Source organism: Salinicoccus sp. HZC-1, assembly GCF_046736035.1.
GTDB lineage: Bacteria > Bacillota > Bacilli > Staphylococcales > Salinicoccaceae > Salinicoccus.
Genome location: NZ_CP177130.1, coordinates 471,191 through 490,586, shown reverse-complemented (window position 1 = coordinate 490,586; position 19,396 = coordinate 471,191). Strand labels below are relative to the sequence as shown.

General features: G+C 43.2%; 24 protein-coding genes, 1 other RNA gene and 1 riboswitch. Of the genes, 2 read left to right on the top strand and 23 right to left on the bottom strand.

Annotation, left to right across the window (positions count from 1 at the left end; translation table 11 throughout):
* Position 1: 1 nt before the first annotated feature.
* From ACKRAT_RS02560 to ACKRAT_RS02490, 15 genes are all read right to left on the bottom strand, one after another.
* The gene (locus ACKRAT_RS02560) at positions 2-259 is read right to left on the bottom strand and encodes an FHA domain-containing protein (RefSeq protein WP_411843544.1); all 258 of its coding nucleotides are present in this window, start codon (positions 257-259) and stop codon (positions 2-4) included.
* A complete protein-coding gene (locus ACKRAT_RS02555) occupies positions 256-600 on the bottom strand; it encodes a TadE/TadG family type IV pilus assembly protein (RefSeq protein WP_411843543.1) in 345 nt (114 codons plus the stop codon). The genes ACKRAT_RS02560 and ACKRAT_RS02555 overlap by 4 nt, the downstream gene beginning before the upstream one ends.
* An 18-nt stretch (positions 601-618) precedes the next feature.
* The gene (locus tag ACKRAT_RS02550) at positions 619-1,188 is read right to left on the bottom strand and encodes a hypothetical protein (RefSeq protein ID WP_411843542.1); all 570 of its coding nucleotides are present in this window, start codon (positions 1,186-1,188) and stop codon (positions 619-621) included.
* A gap of 133 nt (positions 1,189-1,321) precedes the next feature.
* On the bottom strand, positions 1,322-1,918 hold the full coding sequence (locus tag ACKRAT_RS02545; RefSeq protein ID WP_411843541.1) for a DUF4352 domain-containing protein: 597 nt from the start codon (positions 1,916-1,918) through the stop codon (positions 1,322-1,324).
* Between the two features lie 251 nt (positions 1,919-2,169).
* The gene (locus ACKRAT_RS02540) at positions 2,170-3,723 is read right to left on the bottom strand and encodes a hypothetical protein (RefSeq protein WP_411843540.1); all 1,554 of its coding nucleotides are present in this window, start codon (positions 3,721-3,723) and stop codon (positions 2,170-2,172) included.
* Entirely contained in the window at positions 3,710-4,051 is a 342-nt protein-coding gene (locus tag ACKRAT_RS02535) for a hypothetical protein (RefSeq protein ID WP_411843539.1), read from the bottom strand. The genes ACKRAT_RS02540 and ACKRAT_RS02535 overlap by 14 nt, the downstream gene beginning before the upstream one ends.
* A gap of 13 nt (positions 4,052-4,064) precedes the next feature.
* Positions 4,065-4,469, bottom strand: a complete 405-nt coding sequence (locus ACKRAT_RS02530) for a hypothetical protein (RefSeq protein WP_411843538.1) — start codon at positions 4,467-4,469, stop codon at positions 4,065-4,067.
* 1,070 nt (positions 4,470-5,539) lie between these two features.
* Positions 5,540-6,088 (bottom strand): DUF488 family protein, encoded by a 549-nt coding sequence (locus ACKRAT_RS02525; RefSeq protein WP_411843537.1) that lies wholly within the window; start codon positions 6,086-6,088, stop codon positions 5,540-5,542.
* 109 nt (positions 6,089-6,197) lie between these two features.
* The gene (locus ACKRAT_RS02520) at positions 6,198-7,055 is read right to left on the bottom strand and encodes a MetQ/NlpA family ABC transporter substrate-binding protein (protein ID WP_046789442.1); all 858 of its coding nucleotides are present in this window, start codon (positions 7,053-7,055) and stop codon (positions 6,198-6,200) included.
* A gap of 39 nt (positions 7,056-7,094) precedes the next feature.
* Positions 7,095-7,787, bottom strand: coding sequence for a methionine ABC transporter permease (locus ACKRAT_RS02515; protein WP_046789441.1), 693 nt, complete (start codon positions 7,785-7,787; stop codon positions 7,095-7,097).
* Positions 7,784-8,806 carry a methionine ABC transporter ATP-binding protein gene (locus ACKRAT_RS02510; protein WP_046789440.1) on the bottom strand — a complete coding sequence of 341 codons (1,023 nt, stop codon included), beginning with the start codon at positions 8,804-8,806 and terminating at the stop codon, positions 7,784-7,786. The genes ACKRAT_RS02515 and ACKRAT_RS02510 overlap by 4 nt, the downstream gene beginning before the upstream one ends.
* Positions 8,807-8,880: 74 nt before the next feature.
* A riboswitch (SAM riboswitch) is annotated at positions 8,881-8,979 on the bottom strand.
* Between the two features lie 42 nt (positions 8,980-9,021).
* Complete coding sequence (locus tag ACKRAT_RS02505; RefSeq protein WP_411843536.1) at positions 9,022-9,342, bottom strand: thioredoxin family protein; 321 nt, start codon at positions 9,340-9,342, stop codon at positions 9,022-9,024.
* Positions 9,290-9,700 (bottom strand): toprim domain-containing protein, encoded by a 411-nt coding sequence (locus tag ACKRAT_RS02500; RefSeq protein ID WP_046789439.1) that lies wholly within the window; start codon positions 9,698-9,700, stop codon positions 9,290-9,292. The genes ACKRAT_RS02505 and ACKRAT_RS02500 overlap by 53 nt, the downstream gene beginning before the upstream one ends.
* 62 nt (positions 9,701-9,762) lie before the next feature.
* Positions 9,763-10,143, bottom strand: a complete 381-nt coding sequence (gcvH, locus tag ACKRAT_RS02495) for a glycine cleavage system protein GcvH (protein WP_046789438.1) — start codon at positions 10,141-10,143, stop codon at positions 9,763-9,765.
* A gap of 67 nt (positions 10,144-10,210) precedes the next feature.
* Positions 10,211-10,567, bottom strand: coding sequence for an arsenate reductase family protein (locus ACKRAT_RS02490; RefSeq protein WP_411843535.1), 357 nt, complete (start codon positions 10,565-10,567; stop codon positions 10,211-10,213).
* A gap of 154 nt (positions 10,568-10,721) precedes the next feature.
* On the opposite strand from ACKRAT_RS02490, the gene ACKRAT_RS02485 reads away from it, so the two are divergent.
* Positions 10,722-11,039, top strand: coding sequence for a thioredoxin family protein (locus tag ACKRAT_RS02485; protein ID WP_046791411.1), 318 nt, complete (start codon positions 10,722-10,724; stop codon positions 11,037-11,039).
* A gap of 73 nt (positions 11,040-11,112) precedes the next feature.
* On the opposite strand, the gene aroD is transcribed toward ACKRAT_RS02485, so the two are convergent.
* Positions 11,113-11,865, bottom strand: coding sequence for a type I 3-dehydroquinate dehydratase (gene aroD, locus ACKRAT_RS02480; protein ID WP_411843534.1), 753 nt, complete (start codon positions 11,863-11,865; stop codon positions 11,113-11,115).
* Positions 11,866-12,006: 141 nt separating this feature from the next.
* Between aroD and ACKRAT_RS02475 the strand changes: the two genes are divergently transcribed.
* A complete protein-coding gene (locus ACKRAT_RS02475) occupies positions 12,007-12,351 on the top strand; it encodes a DUF488 domain-containing protein (protein WP_046789435.1) in 345 nt (114 codons plus the stop codon).
* 102 nt (positions 12,352-12,453) lie between these two features.
* On the opposite strand, the gene ACKRAT_RS02470 is transcribed toward ACKRAT_RS02475, so the two are convergent.
* The 7 genes from ACKRAT_RS02470 to eno form a co-directional block, all read right to left on the bottom strand.
* Positions 12,454-13,317 (bottom strand): cation diffusion facilitator family transporter, encoded by an 864-nt coding sequence (locus tag ACKRAT_RS02470; RefSeq protein WP_411843533.1) that lies wholly within the window; start codon positions 13,315-13,317, stop codon positions 12,454-12,456.
* A gap of 181 nt (positions 13,318-13,498) precedes the next feature.
* Positions 13,499-13,859: a transfer-messenger RNA gene (gene ssrA, locus ACKRAT_RS02465) on the bottom strand.
* Positions 13,860-13,935: 76 nt separating this feature from the next.
* Positions 13,936-14,400: an SsrA-binding protein SmpB gene (gene smpB, locus ACKRAT_RS02460; RefSeq protein WP_411843532.1), complete on the bottom strand. Its 465-nt coding sequence runs from the start codon at positions 14,398-14,400 to the stop codon at positions 13,936-13,938.
* A 6-nt stretch (positions 14,401-14,406) separates the two neighbouring features.
* Positions 14,407-16,734: a ribonuclease R gene (gene rnr / locus ACKRAT_RS02455; RefSeq protein WP_411843531.1), complete on the bottom strand. Its 2,328-nt coding sequence runs from the start codon at positions 16,732-16,734 to the stop codon at positions 14,407-14,409.
* 15 nt (positions 16,735-16,749) lie between these two features.
* Positions 16,750-17,493, bottom strand: a complete 744-nt coding sequence (locus ACKRAT_RS02450; protein ID WP_411843530.1) for an alpha/beta hydrolase — start codon at positions 17,491-17,493, stop codon at positions 16,750-16,752.
* A gap of 92 nt (positions 17,494-17,585) precedes the next feature.
* Positions 17,586-17,816, bottom strand: a complete 231-nt coding sequence (gene secG, locus ACKRAT_RS02445) for a preprotein translocase subunit SecG (protein WP_145290782.1) — start codon at positions 17,814-17,816, stop codon at positions 17,586-17,588.
* Positions 17,817-18,063: 247 nt separating this feature from the next.
* A complete protein-coding gene (gene eno, locus ACKRAT_RS02440) occupies positions 18,064-19,365 on the bottom strand; it encodes a phosphopyruvate hydratase (RefSeq protein ID WP_411843529.1) in 1,302 nt (433 codons plus the stop codon).
* Positions 19,366-19,396: the final 31 nt, after the last annotated feature.

Sequence of the window (19,396 nt, the reverse complement as noted above, 5' to 3'; positions counted from 1 at the left end):
ATCATGCCTCATTCACTCTGTATTTGAACGACAATTCACCTAGTGTGATCACATCATCAGATTTCAGTTCATAGAGCTTGTACGGGATAAGTTTATCATCGTTGATTTTCGAACCGTTTACCGATCCGATGTCTTTGAATGAGTAGCAGTCATCCTTTTTAACACCTTCTGCATTGAAGAATTTGCCATCACCTACCCGATCTGCATAAAGCTCTTTCACCAGACCTTCGGTTATGCCCGTTTGAGCAGAAACACTCATATTGGAGATGAACTCACCAATTTTACCCTCAGCGTGCTGCCTGCCTTCTCAACAAGAAAATCGACAACATTGTTTTCAGTAACACTGCCGCCCTTTTCCTTGATGACATCCATCATGGCACCCGACTCATTTTCAAGGAGCCCTTCAGCCTCCTGGGCCAGGTAGCCATAATGCGCCATAGTCTGGGTACTCTCAGATACAGACTCCTGCAAAGCCATTTCAGCAATGGCTATCTGAACAAGACACATCAGCATCAGTATAAAAGTAACCATGATAGGAATGACCAGCGCGGCTTCAATCGTAATCACTCCATCTTCATTTTCCCGTAATCGTTTGAACACGCCAGTCACTCCTCAATACTATTCTAAAGGTAATCTGTATGATTGTTCTGTAGGTGCATTGTTTTCAAATTTCAATTCATAATAGTCACTCTCAATGGCATCTGTCATAATATAAACTAAATCAAATGTAGCTTCTTCTCCCGGCTGAAGTTCTTGAGATAAATCCTCTTCCGACACATCAAAAATAAATTGTTCTCCTCCCATTTCTCCACCTTGGACAATATCAGGATGAACATATTCACCAATTACAATCGCTTCTTCACCTGTATTTTTAACTGTCAAATTAACAATGCCTAAAAAATGAGATTCACCTGCATTCATAACAAATGTACCAATAGGCTCTCCATTGTACTCCTGTGATTGCTCAAAAGAATTAACTGTAACTTCATAAGGAAGTTCCCATTCGAAACTCTCCACTTCAACCGTATCGCCTATTTCATGGATTTCTCCATCTTCGGATTCTGAATCCTCAGAAGGTTCCTCGTTAGTATCTTCTGTAGTTTGTCCTTTCGACTCATTACTGTCAGAGCAGGCACCCAATATCAGAACCAGACTCAAAATGCTTAATATTCCCAAGTATTTTTTCATTACAAATCCTCTATTTTTTCTAAGGTATAAATATAAAAGTAACCATGATAGGAATGACCAGCGCGGCTTCAATCGTAATCACTCCATCTTCATTTTTCCGTAATCAATTGAATACGCCAGTCACTCCTTGAAGTTACTCGACAGGTAACTTATATTTCGTTTCTGTTGGCAGACCTGTTTCAAATTTCAAAGTGTAATAGCCATTATTTACTGTGGAGTCCATAATATAAACCAAATCAAAAGTTGCCTCTTCCCCGGGTTGAATTTCTTGTGATAAATCATTTTCTGACACATCAAACACAAATTCTTCAGCTCCATCAGAATCCCCTTGAGCAACATCAGGATGCACATATTCGCCAATCATTATTGCTTCGTCTGCCGTGTTTTTCACCGTCAAATTAACTATCCCCAAGAAGTTCGTCTCGCCAGAATTCATAAGAAAATCTTCCATAGACTCTCCACCATATTCTTGAGTTTGTTCAAATGAATTTACCGTGACTTGATATGGAATTTCCCATTCATAACTTTCCACTTCAACTGTATCGCCAATTTCATGGATTTCTCCATCTTCAGATTCTGAATCCGCAGATGACTCCTCGTTAGTATCTTCTGCAGTTTCCTCTTCTGTGTTTTCTTCTGTAGTTTCTTCTTCTGACTCATTACTGTCCGAGCAGGCACCCAATATAAATATCAAACTGAAAATGCTTATAATCCCTAAATATCTTTTCATTATAAATCCTCCATCTTAATATGAGTAATGTTTTTCTTTATCAAAAATATAATTGTTGCCCTCTACTTTTCCAGGAAAAAAGGTAGGTAAGAACAAAAGATTAACCTGTCCACGCACACTACTGTTCAAATAGGTTTCTCCTGTTCGAGTAAAATCAACGCTAGTCGTCTGAGACAGTGCCGATTGTATTCGTATTCGTTTTTGAGCATTAAAGGTTTCATCTAATGATCTTAGACTCAGAAATAACCTAGTCATGAGTTCTGGAGTGACATTGACAGGCCTGCTTTTTTCCCTAGAATTTTAAACTGTATACCATTTGGATTTTCAACAAAATTATTGAAATCATCGACTGATTGCGCAATTGCAGCACCGATAGCTGCTAATACTCCTATCCATCCCAGTTTACTCAGCGGATTTTTGACTAAAGCATCAAAAATGTTCATAGCCAAAATGATTCCAGCCATTTCAAGTAGAAACTGTCCATAATTTGCTCCGGATTGATGATGTCCATAAATCATGTACATTGCTTCTTTAGATTCGTAGTTAAAGCTTTCCTGCTTAATTTCAAAAGGCTTGGACACCCCAAAATTAGCCATAATATATTCATTCATGTAGATTTCTGATCGGATAGCATAAGGGTTCGACATTAGTTCAAAAAGGTTTTTAAGTTTATCAAACGCTTTAGTTATGAATTCTTTCCTGTCTTCCTCAGCAATCAATTCGCCATCAGACCCAGCACCAGAGTATTTACCATTATACATTTCCAGTGTATTGTAGATTTCCTGGTCAGCGGAATATGATTCGGCCATGCCCAGTGCATCATTCAGCGTCTCTAAAAGTTTACCGAAAGATTCATCCGCCTCTTCTTCTACTTCATCATAAGTCTGATCATATCTTTTATCTTTCTGAAGAATTTCTTCTGACTCCTCGTATTTTTTCCAACTTGTTGTTATAGAGTCAATATTGGTTTCTGCATCAGAAATAAGCTCTGTTGCTGCTGTCTCGACATGACCCGGTGCCTCTTTTATTTCAGAGTTGACTGCTAGTTTGAAGATTGACGCTTGTGAAAGCAGCCCATATCGTTGCAAATTCCCAAAGCTCGTCCTATTACCCGGGGCATCAGCCTTCCCCAGTACATAATCATCAAGACTTTCAAAGTCACTTTCTATCGAAGTGAAAAATTCATTCTCCAGGATCAACTTGTTGATTTCTTCCAATCCGTCTGTAGAGCCGACCATTTCTTTGATTTCATTGTTATAATCCATTGCAGAATTGTTGCTGGGAGAACTAGAACTTCCAGAACCGAAAAGTGCTTTGAGAATATCCTCTTTATAGGTACCATAATTGGTCTGAATCAGACCTTCTGTCGGGAATGTTTCTGTGTTGAATTTAGATCTGGCATCCTCGAAGTATCCGAGCTCTTCTTCTTCATCGTCACGCTTCTTTTCTTTATCTTCTTTTTCTTCATCGCTTAATTTTTCTTCTGATTCTTCCTCTTTGGAATCTTCTTCCTCATGCTTGTTTTTCAATTCTAAGTATCTTGGATAATATTTTGAAAGATCCGCTATGTTTGACTTTATAGATTCAGGGATTTTTTCAGACGATGACTCTTTGCCTACAATTTTTGAATTATATCTTGATGTAATGTCTTCCTTGAGACTTTTAACTTCCTCGTCAGCTTTCTTCAGTTCCGCATTCCGTTTTTTGACTAACTCCATAACCTCTTCAAATTTTTCGAGGAATTCCTGTGTTTCTTCCATATCTTCTACTTCGCTCGGGTCTACAGTACTGTCAGCTTTCTTCAAAAGGTCTGCAAAAAACCCCAGCCATCTGAATGGGCGCCTGATACTTCATCGTTTCATTGATCTGATACTTGAATATATCCGGATTCAATATGTCCCTATCAGTGTCAAAGGAAGCTGAACTCGAGCTGATGGACACCTGTGATAAATTGGAGTACCCTTCCAATTCTCCCGGGGTGAAGAGCTGTTCTTCGAGCGTCCTCTCAAAAATCGGAAGCGAATCATTGCCGGTAACAAAAATCCCGTAATCAGCGAGTGAACTGTTGAAATGTGACATTGTCGACCTGACTGCTGATTCAACAGCATTATCGAGCTGTCTTTCTGCTGACATTATCCGTACCATGTCAATCAGAAGAGCATTGATGATAAAGATGGGTAGTATGATGCAATGGATTATCTTTAAGGAAATAGGAAATTTCAGAGCTTTTCGGTTTGTCGGATTCAAGGTAGGAAGAAGCTGAAAGCATCTGTTCCAGAGAAAGGTAGAATACTTTCTGGGAATGCTTCGACAACACCTTGCCGAGCATCAGAGAAAGCAAAGTTTTTCCTGTACCGCCATTGCCGCTGGCAAACGCAATCGTGCTTGTATTCCGTTCATTTTTTGATTCCAGCAGACGTCCGTCATTGTCGTAATAATACATCAACAAAGTTTCTACAATATTATCAAGTGGCTGATATTTGAAGATTTCCTCTTCGAAGCCCTGTTTATTTTCTGTCAATAATACAACCCTGTCGAATACCTTCTCCATATTTTGCAATTCCTCATCCGTTGGATAAAGTTCAGAAAGCAGAATATTATGGTTTGAATTTTTAACGACTCATTCATTTTGTTGAAATCATGGAATATTTCAACCAGCAGTTTATTATTATATTCATTGTCCATTAAGTATGATTCGAATAAATTTATGTATTCAGTGTCATTGGATACCAATACTACTTTAATTTTCTGCATAACAGTCCCGCCAATCGAAAGAAATAAATACTGAAGATTATTTTTCAGCCACTTAAATTTAAAAGGATAAGTATTAAAATTTAAACAATGATAGTTGTTTATTATAAGTAAGTTAGTTTACTTGATGAAATTAATCTGACTAAAAAATCATAAACTAAAGATACACATCAACCTCCTAATTGTCAAAATGCTGTCAATAATTTTGGAGGAAATCAGTATAAATATTGTCTTGGATTAAAGATAGATTGTGAAAAAATTAATTATATATTATTATAATGGAAATTTTACTACATATTAATTTTTATATACATTTCACATATAACTTCTGGAAAAGCTTTTATAAAGGCTTTTTTGTTATATATCACTTCATAATTAAGTAAAATTTTAAAATTTAAGCTAATGAATTCTTTTGGTTCTTTATCAGCAAATTCGAGTATTTACAGTAAGTTCATCAAAAATATTTTTTAGGATAATTTTACACCAATCAGGATGTATATGCATCTGTAATCTAAAAACACCTGTTTTATATGCTTGCCGCATTTTAAATAGCTTCTGGTGAAATCTTATATAAGATGGTAATCATTTTATATCATTGCTGTAATTCAAAAGAATAAAATGCAGTAAAGATCAGTAATGAGCGGGTGTCTTCGTCCCAAAAAGTTTTTTATCGCGGGAGATTTCAAACCATATTTCACCATCACAACAGGTTGTTTTATAAATGTATATTATAGAGTCTCTCCACAATGTTTCCCAGGTTTACTTAGTGATAGCCCAACTCCAATTAAATGGCATGATTTTTCACCGCATTAAAAAGAACCCACGGCCAGTCCAGACCGAAGGGTTATCCTTCTTTTCAAGTATTGTCTTTTACAGTTTCGGATACACGACCGCACCGGTCTCTTCTATGATCGGCATGGCCCCCCATCTGCCGAGTTCGTGTTCCATCAGTTCGATTTCTTCATCTGATCCTTCGATGATATGCTCTACATCCCAGCCATCCGCCTTAAGCTTGTTGCTGATGATCATCCGGTGGCATCTGGCAGGATGGCGTTCTGAGCATAGGTAGGCGACGTTCCTCTCCTCCGCTTCCCTTTTCAGCTCATCCAGCCCTTCTTTGAATTCATCAGTCAATGTATAGTCCGCATAGTTATGGAAAGAGCGGTTTCTCCAGCCGGCATTCAATTCATCGCCCACAAGCCTCGACTGATTGCGTCTGCCGCCAAGCAATGGGAAATGCCTGTAGGCAATGCCCGCTTCGTCGAGCCACTCCTCCATGTTCTCCTTTTTGAATTGAGGATGTTTGCGGCTGGCCGGGAATGCCCGGACGTCTGCGACAAACTGGATTTCTGCATACTTAAGCATTTCCAATAATCTCTCTTTTGAATGGACTGAATGTCCGATAGTGAATATTCTCATATGTCTCTGCTCCCTTGCGTGGCTGCTTATTACATTATTCCTCTATCCGTGCTTCCTAAACTTCCAAAAAAATATCCCGACAGTCGGCTGACCATCGGGATACGGGTTTTTATTCTGCCGGGATAACTGCACCCTCATAGTTTTCTTCGATGAACTGCTTGATTTCATCGCCCTGGAGCACTTCCATCAGTTTCTGGATGTCTTCACGGTCCTCATCACCTTCGCGTACAGCCACAAGGTTGGCATATGGTGATTCGCTGTCCTCAAGCGCAATTGAATCTTCCTGTGGATTCAATCCGCCGTCGAGTGCGAAGTTGGAGTTGATGATGACTGCCGGTGCTTCATTGTTTTCATACATCTGAACGAGCATTTCCGGTGCTGTCTCATTATTGAATTCAAGGTTTTTCGGATTTTCAGTAATGTCGTCGAATGTCGCATCCTCGATGTCGATGCCTTCCTCTATTTCAATGAGGCCTGCATTCACGAAGAATGACAGGAAGCGGCCTTCTTCTGCCGGGTTGTTTGATACGAGAATCGTTGAACCTTCAGGAATGTCTTCCAGGGAATCATAATCCTGTGAATAAACGGCCATCGGTTCGATATGTACGTTCCCTGCACTTGCGAGTTCGTAGCCGTGTGATTCTGATTCCGTCTTAAGATAAGGTGTGTGCTGGAAGAAGTTCGCATCGACTTCTTCATCCGCGAGCAGACGGTTTGGCGTTGTATAGTCATTGACGATTGAAATATCGAGCTCTATGCCTTCCTCTTCAAGAAGCGCAGCTGCCTCTTCCAGAATTTCAGCATGCGGTGACGGGGAAGCTGCAATTTTCAGCGTGCCGTCCTCCTGCGCGTTTTCTGCATTTTCTCCGCCTTCTTCAGCTGATTCCTCTTCTGAACCACCGCTTCCGCATGCAGCCAGAATGACGGCAAACAGTGACATAGTAAGCAGTAATAAGAACTTCTTCATAAAACATACCCTCTTCCTTAATTGTTTTTTATATGGAGACTACCGTTTATCCACAGCTTTGGAGAAGAAATCCCCCGCAATCTGTATGATAAAGACGATAATCAGTATTACTATCGTTGCAACCAGTGTGACGTCACTCTGGTTTCTTGTGAAACCGACCATGTATGCAAGGTTACCCAGTCCGCCTGCACCGATGACACCGGCGATTGCGGTTGAACCGACGAGCATGATCGCCGTGACTGTGATGCCTGAAATGAGTGCCGGCATGGATTCCGGAAGCAGCACTTTCCAGATGATGGTCCATGTACCTGCGCCCATGGATTCCGCCGCTTCAATGACACCTTTGTCAATTTCCTTCAGTCCGATTTCCACCAGCCTGGCATAAAATGGTGCCGATCCGATTATCAGTGCGGGTATTGCACCGTTCGGCCCCATGATGGTGCCCATCAGCACTTTCGTGAATGGAATCAGCAGGATGATCAGTATGATGAACGGAATCGCCCTGAACAGGTTTACAAGAAAGGCCGTGACACCGTAGACGGGCTTGCTGGCTTTGACTTCGCTTTTCGAGGCCAGAAAGAGTATGATTCCCAAAATGATACCGAATATGAAGGTGAATGCTGTGGCGACGACTGTCATATACAGCGTTTCATATGTCGCTTCCCATACCGCGTCCCACTTTACGTTTTCAAAAGAGAACATGGTTGTGAGTTCTTTGATCATTTCATTCATTTGTCTTCCACCTCCACTGTAACGTCGTGGTCGGAAAGTTCCGTTTTCAGACGTTCAAGCGTATCGTCGTCCACATCGATTGCCACATACAGATGTCCGTATGATTCATTGTTCGTCCGCTTGATGTTGCCGGACAGTATATTCAGGTCCAGATCATATTTTTTAACGACCTGGGAAACGATGGGCGCTTTCGACTGTGAACCGACGAACCCGAATTTAAGTATTTGTGATGTCGGGAACAGTTCCCTGACCTCATCGAAGGAAAGTGCTGTCTCTTCGTCATTGATATCATCTTTAACGAAGCGTTTCGTCACGCTGTGCTCCGGATTCTGGAACAGTTTCAATACCGGGCCGGTTTCAACGATCCTGCCGTTCTCCATCACCGCCCCGCGGTCGCAGATTTTACGTATGACATGCATTTCATGGGTGATCAGAACGATTGTCAAGTTCATCTCATCCCGGATCTTCACCAGCAGATCCAGGACCTCGTCAGTCGTTTCGGGATCCAGTGCGCTTGTTGCTTCATCGCACAGAAGGACTTTCGGTTCATTGGACAGTGCCCGCGCAATGCCCACACGCTGCTTCTGTCCGCCGGAGAGCTGGCTCGGATAGTTGTCTTCACGGCCGGTGAGGCCGACGAGTTCAACCAGTTCCTGCACTCTTTTCTGCCTCTCTTTCTTCGGGACTCCTGCGATTTCAAGCGGGAAGCTGATGTTTTCAGCAACCGTACGGGACCAGAGCAGGTTGAAATGCTGGAATATCATGGAGACTTTCTGGCGTTTCTTCCGCAGGTCCGGTTTGGACATTTTGCTGATTACATCTTCTCCGATCACCACATCGCCGGAAGAAGGCAGCTCGAGGCCGTTCAAAAGTCTGATCAGCGTCGATTTACCTGCACCGGAATAGCCGATGACACCAAATATTTCACCCTGGGTGACATTCATACTGACGTCATCGACAGCCTGGATATCAGAACTTTTTGTTTTGAATATTTTTGTGACATTCCTTATATCAATCATGCGTAATCATCCTGACTTCATAAAAATAAAAGCCTGCTCAGATAATGAGCAGGCTGCTGGATTTCATTCCAAGCTTCTCATCTTTGACTTTTTGATCAGTGAATTGGCACCTTGTCCAAAGACGGTTGCCGTGGCTTCATGGGGCACTATCCCTCCACCACTCTTGATAAGAGTATTTCTTTATTAGATTGTTAATAATATTATCATTTTAAAACCTATCGGTCAACCATAAATTCCTCAATCACTTCCGAAAGGTAAGTGACCGACTGGAATGCGTATACTTCCCTGACCAGCTCGCCGCGGCTGAAAAGCAGCAGGGCGGGGGCGGATCTGATCTGATATTTTTCAATCAGATCTTTATGGAAATTCAGGTTGATGGAAGTATAATCGAACCCTTTCATTTCCGAAACGATGCCGAGCATGCGCTCAGCTATTGTACAGTTTGCACATATTGGTGCGTATCCATACAATATGAATTTATCTTCAGACTGGATATGACTGGTAATATCCAGGGAGCTTATCTCTTCTTTCATCATTACCAAACTTACCTTTCATAATGAGGCTCGTATCAACGTAGAATTCATGTCTCATCAGCAGATTTGCCAGATAGTCCCTCGGACAGCGGCCGACTTCCCCGAATTTAGGATCGATATAGATATGCGTGCTTTCACTGAGATGTTTTTTGAACCACTTTCTGATTTTCCGGCCTTCTTTATCCGCATCGGATAAGATATAAATATCAGAACCGTTAAGCTGGTCGAGAATTTCATCCAGTTTGGAGATTCCCATCGTACCATGGGTGCAGATGATCTGTACAGGTTCTATCAATACTTCTTCGATTCTTCGCTTATCAGTTTTACCTTCAACTATGAGCACTTTATCGGAAAAATACATATTTATCACCCTTGGTATTATATTTTCAAAAAAACTCCAGACAGTGTCCAGAGTTCATCAGTTTATGCATCCACCATTTCATCATATGCGTCTGCATCCATAAGGCTATCTAATTGTGATTCATCTGACAACTCAATGACAACCATCCAGGCGCCTTCGTACGGAGATTCGTTGACAAGCTCAGGGCTGTCTTCGAGCTCTTCGTTGATTTCCACTACTGTACCGCTCAAAGGTGCATAAAGCTCAGAGACCGTCTTAACGGATTCCACACTGCCGAATGACTCACCTTTAGTAATTTCATCGCCTTCTGAAGGGAGTTCAACGAAAACGATGTCGCCCAGTTCAGACTGTGCGAATTCAGTGATCCCGAGTCTTACTTTGCCGTCTTCCTGTTTCACCCATTCATGATCTTCTGAGTACTTCAAATCTTTTGGTGTTGACACGATAATAACCTCCTTTGACTTTACAACTATATAATCTCATAGTTCACACTATTTAAGCAAGGTAAATCTAACCGAGGAAAGCCTTTTGCCAATCGTCGGCCTTGAAACCGAGAAGCACCTGCTGCCCATCGTATGCAAGCGGCCGTCTGATCAGCATGCCGTCCCCCGAGAGCGTTTCGATCTTCTCCTCATCCGACATGGCTGAAAGCCGGTTTTTAAGGTCCAACTCCTTGAACTTCTTACCGCGCTTATTGAAGAAATCATCAATCTCCCTGTCTGACTTGGAAATGATTTCCTTCAATGTTTCTTCGGATGGCGGAACTTTCACCATGTCATGCGCCTGAAATTCAACATCGTTCTCCTCAAGGAATTTACGGCCTTTGCGGCAGGTTGTGCATTTAGGGTATTCGTAAAGTGTAATCATCAAATATCCTCCAGATTTATTGTTACCTATAATATACCTTTATATGTACATGTAATGCAAACACAGAAATACAAGCCGGCTATTTTATATAAAGATGAAAAGATGATAGAATATGTTTAATCATGATAAGCAAAAGGAGCTATTTGATATGGCAATGGAACCAATCACTGAATATGAAGATTTTAAAGCAAAGACACAGAGCGATGATAAGATCATCGTCAAATTTTTCGCAGGATGGTGCCCGGACTGTACAGCGATGAACATGTTCATCGATCCGATCATGGAAGAATATAACACCGTTGACTGGTACGAGCTGAACCGTGATGATATTCCGGAAGCGGCAGAGGAAAATGACGTAATGGGAATTCCAAGCCTGCTCGTCTTCCAAAACGGGGAGAAGTTGGCGCACCTGCATTCCGCAAATGCGAAAACACCGGAATCGGTCACTGAATTCCTGAAAGAGAATGTCTGATATTGAACAATTTAAAATACCCGCGGCCTCTCATCGGCTGCGGGTTTTTCATTTTCATGGAAACCGGGTGTACTCAGCGGTCTTCCTCGAATATGTTCAAATACTCTTTCAGTATACCTGCACCAATCTGACCCGGCGCCGCCTGATTGATCAGATGGCCGTAAGTCATGCATGAACCGAATACTCCGCCGGCCACCCGTGTGATCTTGCCGGTCTCACCCATGGAAATACCGACGACCTGGCAGTTGAATTTCCGGCGTGCATCATGCACTGCACTCAGTACACTCAGAACATCCCGTCCGTCCGCCGGCTGGTAGGCGAGCTTCAGGATGTCACCACCGCGCTCGTACATATTTTCATAAGTCGCCATCATTTCCTCAAAATGCGGTGTGTCCCGGAAATCATGCTGACTGAGTAATACCGCAACCCCTTTCTCTTTCGCCTCATCAATCAGCTGGTTCACGATATCCTCATACATGAAGAACTCGATATCTACGATATCAATATCACAATTCCCAATCGCATGGCTCACCAGACTTTGGTATTCAGCTGCCGATTTCGTTCCGCTCCCGCCCTCGCCGTTGGTACGGTAAGTATATATGATCGGGCAGTCTGTCATTTCCTCAATGATATTGTCGACAAGTCTGAAATGGTCTTCATGATTCATCGCATCAAAGGAATCACTTCTGATTTCAACGATATCAAATTTATCATTGTTCTTCTTCGCTTCCTCAATTTCCGCCTGTACCTCCTCGGCAGAATGACCTGTAAAGGAGACCACAACTTTTGGCTGACCTTCGCCAATGGTTACATTTTTAATCTTCATATTAAGCGCCTCCATTTTTCCTGTTTATTTATATACATTATAGAATGTAAGCGTAAATTTCAATCGAATCAGTACGGATATGCACCGATTCATTGTTTGTTTCTTTTTATTATAGGGCATATTCATAACGAGGTGAATAAAATGCTTAAAATCAAAAGAGTCTATGATGATGAATCCCAGCAGGACGGAAAGAGGTATCTGGTAGACGGCGTCTGGCCGAGAGGTGTGAAAAAAGAAGATCTGAATCACGACGAGTGGTACAAGGAACTCTCCCCTTCATCTGATCTGCGCAAATGGTTCGATCACGATGCTGATAAATGGGATGAGTTCAGGAAGAAATATTTCAAGGAACTTGATGCGCATAAAGAACTGTTGAAAGAAATCAAAAAAGACAGTGACGGGCACAATGTGACACTGCTTTATGGCGCAAAAGATGAAAAGCACAACCAGGCGGTTGCCATCAAAGAGTATATAGAGAAGATGTAGGACCTGTTCATCCGGAACCGTCGGGGTTCCGGATTTTTCATGGGCTTTTATTTACCATATGGATGTTTCCATGTAAAAAAGGCAGGTGCCGGCACCTGCCTTTCAGTCTTCCTCATAGGGTTCGGGATGTACATAAGAGGAATAGACCCCTTCTTCACTCAAAGATTTTTCAACCTGATCGCAAATGTCATGTGCCTCATCAAGTGTGATGGTCTTATCCACAAAAATCGTGACATCGAGGAACACACTGTCACCGTGATATCTGCCTTTGACTGAAGAGACGCCTTTTACGCCGTCCACTCTCATGACGTCATTGACATAGAATTCCAGATCCTTCTCATGGAAGCCGTCACTTAATGTGAAAATCGCTTCCCTGCATATTTTAAAACCGGTGTAGACGATCAGCAGGCCGAGGATAACGGCCAGTATCGGGTCGGCGATGGGGAAGCCGATCTGGGTGAAAATCAGTCCGAACCCTGTGCCGAAACTGACCAGACCGTCGGATAGATTGTCCACTGCCGCGGACTTCAGAGAGCTGCTCTTCGTCTTTTTAGCCAGGCTGTTATTATAGAAATAGACCATCAGCATGATAAATCCGCTGATGAAGCTGATCCACAGGGTCAATGGATTGGGTGTTGTATAATCGCCCTCCGTCAATTTTGGGAAATTATCCATTATGACCTGCAGTCCGACGAACATGATGATGAACGATACGAGCAGTGTCGAAATGTTCTCCGACTTCATATGTCCGTACGGATGATTTTTATCCGCCGGCTTCAATGATATCTTCAGGCCGACAAGTACTGCGATGGATACCAGTATATCCGTCATATTATTGAATGCATCGGCCTGCAGGGCTGCTGAGTTGAACTGGACCCCCGTTATGAATTTGGCTATCGAAAGGATAATATATGTGATCAGGCTCAGGTAGGCGCCCTTCTGAGCGCGTTTCAGGTTATCATTCATACACTTACCTCCGGGATTATTGAAAAGTTATTATAACTTACTGACTGCTTAAAAACGATTTAAAAATCGGAAAATCACCATTTGGATGTATACGAATTTTTATCATTGAAGCGGAATCCGCCGGTATTCAAAGCACATCAGCAAAAATAAAAATGCTTAACCGCTGGGGTTAAGCATTATCTAATGGAGACGGCGGGAGTCGAACCCGCGTCCAGAGACCTTGATACATTTCTTTCTACGTGCGTAGTCCATATTTGAATTTCGCATGGCTGACGGTAATGGACGAACCACATACCATGCTAGTCTGATTATTCTCTTCATCCAGTCTCCAGACGGAAGACTGAATGCGTATCCTGCTAAGGTTGAATCATCCGGTCAGGTCGCACAGGAAACGACAAGGGATGATGCAGAGCGCTATTACGCAGCTACTGCGAGATTGTTTTGTTTGCCAGTTATTATAAACTGAGTATCGTTTTTGCGGAGCCGAAACCTCCGGCACGCTTAAAATGCCCAACAGCCCCTGTCGAATCCGGAACGTCCCCGGATTTATAAGGGTTACACCTCAATCGGCGTAATAATTATTATAGCAGAAAACAGCTTAAAAATCAAGCCGGCACCCTACTGCATCCGGTCTTTGATCGCCCGGTCTATATCCCGTTTCATTTGTTTTTGTTTCAGGTCTTCACGCTTGTCGTATTTCTTTTTACCTCTTCCGACACCGAGCAGCACTTTACAAAATCCGTTCTTTATATAGAGCTTCAGCGGGATGAGCGCATATCCCGTTTCCTTCGATATGCCGTACAACTTGTCAATCTGCTTCCTTTTCAATAAAAGCTTTCTTGCCCTGAGCGGATCGTGATTGAACCGGTTGCCCTCCTCATAGGGGGCGATGTGCATATTGTACACATACATCTCCCCTTTATACACACGGGCATAGGCATCCTTCAAGTTGGCGGATCCGCGGCGGATTGATTTGATTTCTGTCCCTCTCAGCTCAATCCCCGCTTCTACAGTGTCTTCTATGTGATACTCGTGGCTTGCCTTTCTATTTTGAGCAAGCGGTTTGTCATGTGTTTTTTTCATTGCTCATTACTTCTTTCCATTGCGTTTTTTTGCCGCGGTCTTCGCACCTTTGTAAAATGGCTTTTTATTACTCTTCCCTTTATCAAAATGCTTTTTCCCATCGGGTTTAGAGCCTTTGCCTTTTCCATCTTTGCCTTCGGATTTGGTTTTGGCTTTTATTTCCACCGGACGGTCGCGTCTTTGTCTTGGTGCACGTTCCGGCATGCCCACTACTTTGAAATCAATGAGTTTTTCAGCCAGATTGACATCCATGACTTCAATTTCCACAGGATCACCGATACGGTATACTTTGCCCGTGCGGTCTCCGACAATCGCAAGCTGCTTTTCGTGATACTGGTAGTGGTCATCCGTCATGTTCGATACGTGGACAAGTCCTTCAATCGTATTTGGCAGTTCTACGAACATGCCAAAGTTCATCACGCCGGATATGACACCTTCAAATGTTTCACCCACATGCTCAAGCATGTATTCCGCTTTTTTCAGATCATCCGTGTCACGTTCTGCATCCTGTGCACGACGTTCCCTGCCAGATGTGTGTTCTGCTGCCTCCGGCAGGAATTCAGCATTTTTATCAACCGTCTTCCTGTCCGTTTTTCCTTCAATCAGATATTTTCTGATCAGGCGGTGGACAATCAGGTCAGGATAACGTCTGATCGGTGATGTGAAGTGTGTGTAAAACTCTGCTGATAATCCGAAGTGTCCAAGGTTCTCTTCAGAATAACGCGCCTGCTGCATGGAACGGAGCATCAGTGTGCTGATGACCATCTCCTCCGGTCTGCCTTCCACTTCTTCGATAATTTCCTGCAGTGCCCTCGGATGGATCTCATTCCCTTTACCTTTCACAACGATTCCGAAATTCGTGATGAATTCAAAGAACTGTCTGAGTTTCTCTTCCTTCGGATCTTCGTGGACACGGTACAGGAATGGCACTTCCATCCAGTGGAAATGTTCAGCGACTGTTTCATTCGCAGCCAGCATAAACTCCTCAATCATTTTTTCTCCGACCGAACGTGTTCTCAGAACGATGTCGCCAGCTGAGCCGTCTTCATTGACCAGTACCTGTGCTTCGTTGAAGTCGAAGTCAATCGCGCCGCGGGCTTCTCTCCTGTTTCTGAGAATCTGGGCGAGTGCTTCCGCGTCCTGCAGCACTGGATACACATCGCTGAATTCGCTGATTAATGCCCGATCGTCATCCACCAGCATTTTATTCACCGCATCGTATGTCATTCTGCGGTCGGAATGAATGACACTTTGGAAAATATCATGGTTTACGACTTTTCCGTTATGGTCGATTTCCATCCGGCAGCTCATCGTTAAACGGTCTTCATCCGGATTAAGTGAGCATATACCGTTGGACAGACGGTGCGGAATCATTGGAATGACACGGTCCACAAGATACACACTCGTTGCACGCTCATACGCTTCGCCATCCAGAGCAGAATTTTCCTTGACGTAATAGCTTACATCAGCAATGCTGACTGTGAGCTCATGGTTGCCATTCTCCAGCTTTTTCACTGACACCGCATCATCAAGGTCTTTTGCATCTGCACCATCGATCGTAATCGTGAACTCATCGCGCAGATCCGTACGCCCTTTCAGCTCGGATGGATCAATTGTCTCCGGTACCTGCTCGGCCTCTTTCAGCACTTCTTCAGGGAACTCGATCTCGATACCATGCTGATATATAATGGAAAGAATATCGACACCCGGATCGTTTTTATGCCCGAGAATCTGAATGACATGGCCTTCCGGTTTATCTTCCCCTTCACGGTATTTGGTAAGTTCCACAAGCACTTTGTGTCCATCCACCGCACCGAGATTCTGATTTTTAGGGATAAAAATATCATCGATTATTTTCTTGGAATCCGGAATAACGAAACCGAAGTTTTTGCTTGGATTGTATTCACCGACAACACGCGTTATGCCGCGTGTCAGGATACTGGAAACAGAACCTTCCTGTTTGTCGCTGTCCTCACTCCTTGTCGATTGCTGTACTTCGACTAAGACAGTATCGCCGTCCAGGGCACCGTTGATCGCATTCGGCGGAATGAAAACATCATCAAGTTCTTTGTCTTCGGGACGAAGGAATCCAAATCCGCGCTTATGCATGGAAAGCTTCCCTTTTACAAGATTCGTTTCGCTTGTTTTCATAAACTTGTCTTTCTTCGTTCTGAATACTTCTCCGGACTCTTCAAGGGCAACCATTCCCTTCACCATTTCCTTAAAATCCTCCGAATCATACGCAGAAAGCGCGCTTTGGAATTCATCCATCGTCATCGGCTTATAGTCATCCGACTTGATGATTTCCAATATTTTTTCTCTGTATTCACTCATGGAAACGCCTCCTTATCAATTCCAGTCCAACTGGTTCATAAATCGATGCAGATCTTCAAACAATTCTTTCTTCTCCACATCTATTGTCAATACGTGGCCCGATTCCGGATACCACTTAATTTCTTTATCCTCTTCATCAGTGGAAGTTTCATCATAGATGATGTTCGCAGAATCCGGGTTGATCATCTCATCTTTTTCAGATTGGGCGATGAAAAGCGGATCGAATACATCTTCCAGTTTACCATTTACCAAGCTTATCATATCACGAATCTCATCCAGCATATCAGTCGGTTCAAAACGGATCATTTCCTTTTCAATTGCCTCCGCACCTTTACCTTCCATCTCCTTAAAGCCGCGTGCATATTCCAGCACACCGCCATACATCGTCTCCTTGTCCTTTAAATACATCGGACTGCAGATGGTGGACACGCCAACAACATCCCTTTCAGTTGCCAGACGGAGGGCAAACACACCGCCAATAGAAAGACCCGCGACGAAAATTTTGTCATATCCTTTTTCTTTGAGAAAGTCGTAGGCTTCCAGCACCTGGGACCACCAGACATACGGGCTCGACTGCAGTAGATTTTCAGGGGGTTCAGCATGCCCTTCGTAATGCGGCGCATAGGAAGTGATCCCCTGCTTTTGAAGGTAGCGGCCGAGCTGGCGGACATCCGATGAATTCCCTGTGAACCCATGGAGGAGCAGTACAGCTTTTTCTCCTTCTTCAAAGAAAAACGGTTCCGGCAATTGTATCTTCATAGTTTTACCCTACTTTCAATTCATTAATTTCATTGTACGTTAAATTTCCCACTTATAAAATAAAAACCCCCTATTGCTAGGGGGTAAATTTATTAACTTAAGTATGTCAGCAGTAACATGATCATGAAGAACAGCAGCGAAAGTATGACCGTCGCCCTATGAAGAATGAGATCCATGCCACGCGCTTTTTGTTTACCGAATAATTGCTCTGCACCGCCACCGATTGCACCTGAGAGGCCGGCGCTTTTCCCTGACTGTAGCAATACCACTGCAATTAAAGATATACAAACGATAATCAGTAGCACAACGAGAAGTGTTTGCATGTGGTAATCCCTCCATAAATATTAACACTAAGAATATTAACAGATTTAGAGTATATTTGCAAATGGATTGGAAGGTGACGAGAGCTGCCGTATCAGTAATGGACACCTTCGGGCCAAGACCATGACCACATACCTATTCATATGGATGCCCAGACCGGAAAAAGTCCTATCGGGCGCTGGCAACTGAGAAATCAAAAAACACACCTTCCCACTAAAAGTGAAAAGGTGTGTCTCAGCTACCCAAGTATTACTTTACATCCAGGTTATAGAAAGAAGCTAATCCTTCATACTTTGCCGTTTCGTAGAGTTCATCTTCGATACGGAGAAGCTGGTTGTATTTTGCAACACGGTCAGTACGGGATGGTGCACCTGTTTTGATCTGTCCGGAATTGACTGCAACTGCGATGTCCGCAATTGTCGTATCTTCCGTTTCACCTGAACGGTGTGAGATTACTGCTGTATAGCCGGCACGTTTTGCCATTTCGATTGCTTCGAATGTTTCTGTAAGCGTACCGATCTGGTTTACTTTGATCAGGATGGAGTTCCCCACCCCTTCTTCAATTGCGCGTGCGAGCTTTTTCGTGTTTGTAACAAATAGGTCGTCACCGACAAGCTGTACTTTTGAACCGATTTTTTCTGTAAGCAGTCTTGTACCTTCCCAGTCGTTTTCATCGAGTCCGTCTTCGATTGAAATGATTGGATATTTTTCGATCATTTCTGCATACCAGTTAACCATTTCTTCTGAAGAGTAGGACTTGCCTTCCCCTTTAAGTTCATATTTGCCTGTATCTGCATCGTAGAACTCGCTGGAAGCCGCATCCATTGCAAGACGGATTTGTTCGCCCGGTTTGTATCCTGCTTTTTCTACAGCTTCGATGATTGTAGACAATGCTTCTTCGTTGGATCCAAGGTTAGGAGCGAATCCACCTTCATCGCCCACACCAGTGTTGTATCCTTTTTCATTCAATACCTTTTTAAGGTTGTGGAAGATTTCAGCACCCATTCTGAGTGCTTCTTTGAATGATTCGGCACCGACCGGCATAATCATGAATTCCTGAATATCCACGTTGTTGTCGGCATGCTCTCCGCCATTGATGATGTTCATCATCGGCACTGGAAGCTGAACCGCATTGAATCCGCCGAGATATTTATAAAGCGGCTGACCGAGGAAACCTGCTGCAGCTTTAGCAACAGCCATTGATACACCAAGGATGGCATTTGCGCCAAGCTTGCCTTTGTTTTCCGTTCCATCCAGTGCAATCATCATTTTATCGATGGATACTTGCTCAAGTACGCTGAAATCGCCGTCAACCAATTCAGGTCCGATTGTTTCGTTGACATTTTCTACGGCTTTTTCAACACCTTTACCTAAGTAACGTGTATCGTCTCCATCGCGAAGTTCTACTGCTTCATATTCACCTGTAGACGCACCTGATGGTACCAATGCGCGCCCGAAGGCACCGCTTTCTGTTAAAACTTCTACTTCGATTGTCGGATTCCCGCGGGAGTCGAGTACTTCACGTGCATAAACATCTGTAATTAATGGCATATCCAGATCTCCTTTTTGATTGTTTTCTATA

Bases quoted from the DNA above. Each gene is read 5' to 3' on its own strand.
- ACKRAT_RS02560 (WP_411843544.1), bottom strand. From the start codon at position 259: ATGAGTGTTTCTGCTCAAACGGGCATAACCGAAGGTCTGGTGAAAGAG.
- ACKRAT_RS02550 (WP_411843542.1), bottom strand. From the start codon at position 1,188: ATGAAAAAATACTTGGGAATATTAAGCATTTTGAGTCTGGTTCTGATA.
- ACKRAT_RS02545 (WP_411843541.1), bottom strand. From the start codon at position 1,918: ATGAAAAGATATTTAGGGATTATAAGCATTTTCAGTTTGATATTTATA.
- ACKRAT_RS02535 (WP_411843539.1), bottom strand. From the start codon at position 4,051: ATGTCAGCAGAAAGACAGCTCGATAATGCTGTTGAATCAGCAGTCAGG.
- ACKRAT_RS02530 (WP_411843538.1), bottom strand. From the start codon at position 4,469: ATGGAGAAGGTATTCGACAGGGTTGTATTATTGACAGAAAATAAACAG.
- ACKRAT_RS02525 (WP_411843537.1), bottom strand. From the start codon at position 6,088: ATGAGAATATTCACTATCGGACATTCAGTCCATTCAAAAGAGAGATTA.
- ACKRAT_RS02520 (WP_046789442.1), bottom strand. From the start codon at position 7,055: ATGAAGAAGTTCTTATTACTGCTTACTATGTCACTGTTTGCCGTCATT.
- ACKRAT_RS02515 (WP_046789441.1), bottom strand. From the start codon at position 7,787: ATGAATGAAATGATCAAAGAACTCACAACCATGTTCTCTTTTGAAAAC.
- ACKRAT_RS02510 (WP_046789440.1), bottom strand. From the start codon at position 8,806: ATGATTGATATAAGGAATGTCACAAAAATATTCAAAACAAAAAGTTCT.
- ACKRAT_RS02505 (WP_411843536.1), bottom strand. From the start codon at position 9,342: ATGATGAAAGAAGAGATAAGCTCCCTGGATATTACCAGTCATATCCAG.
- ACKRAT_RS02500 (WP_046789439.1), bottom strand. From the start codon at position 9,700: ATGTATTTTTCCGATAAAGTGCTCATAGTTGAAGGTAAAACTGATAAG.
- ACKRAT_RS02490 (WP_411843535.1), bottom strand. From the start codon at position 10,567: ATGATTACACTTTACGAATACCCTAAATGCACAACCTGCCGCAAAGGC.
- ACKRAT_RS02485 (WP_046791411.1), top strand. From the start codon at position 10,722: ATGGAACCAATCACTGAATATGAAGATTTTAAAGCAAAGACACAGAGC.
- aroD (WP_411843534.1), bottom strand. From the start codon at position 11,865: ATGAAGATTAAAAATGTAACCATTGGCGAAGGTCAGCCAAAAGTTGTG.
- ACKRAT_RS02475 (WP_046789435.1), top strand. From the start codon at position 12,007: ATGCTTAAAATCAAAAGAGTCTATGATGATGAATCCCAGCAGGACGGA.
- ACKRAT_RS02470 (WP_411843533.1), bottom strand. From the start codon at position 13,317: ATGAATGATAACCTGAAACGCGCTCAGAAGGGCGCCTACCTGAGCCTG.
- smpB (WP_411843532.1), bottom strand. From the start codon at position 14,400: ATGAAAAAAACACATGACAAACCGCTTGCTCAAAATAGAAAGGCAAGC.
- rnr (WP_411843531.1), bottom strand. From the start codon at position 16,734: ATGAGTGAATACAGAGAAAAAATATTGGAAATCATCAAGTCGGATGAC.
- ACKRAT_RS02450 (WP_411843530.1), bottom strand. From the start codon at position 17,493: ATGAAGATACAATTGCCGGAACCGTTTTTCTTTGAAGAAGGAGAAAAA.
- secG (WP_145290782.1), bottom strand. From the start codon at position 17,816: ATGCAAACACTTCTCGTTGTGCTACTGATTATCGTTTGTATATCTTTA.
- eno (WP_411843529.1), bottom strand. From the start codon at position 19,365: ATGCCATTAATTACAGATGTTTATGCACGTGAAGTACTCGACTCCCGC.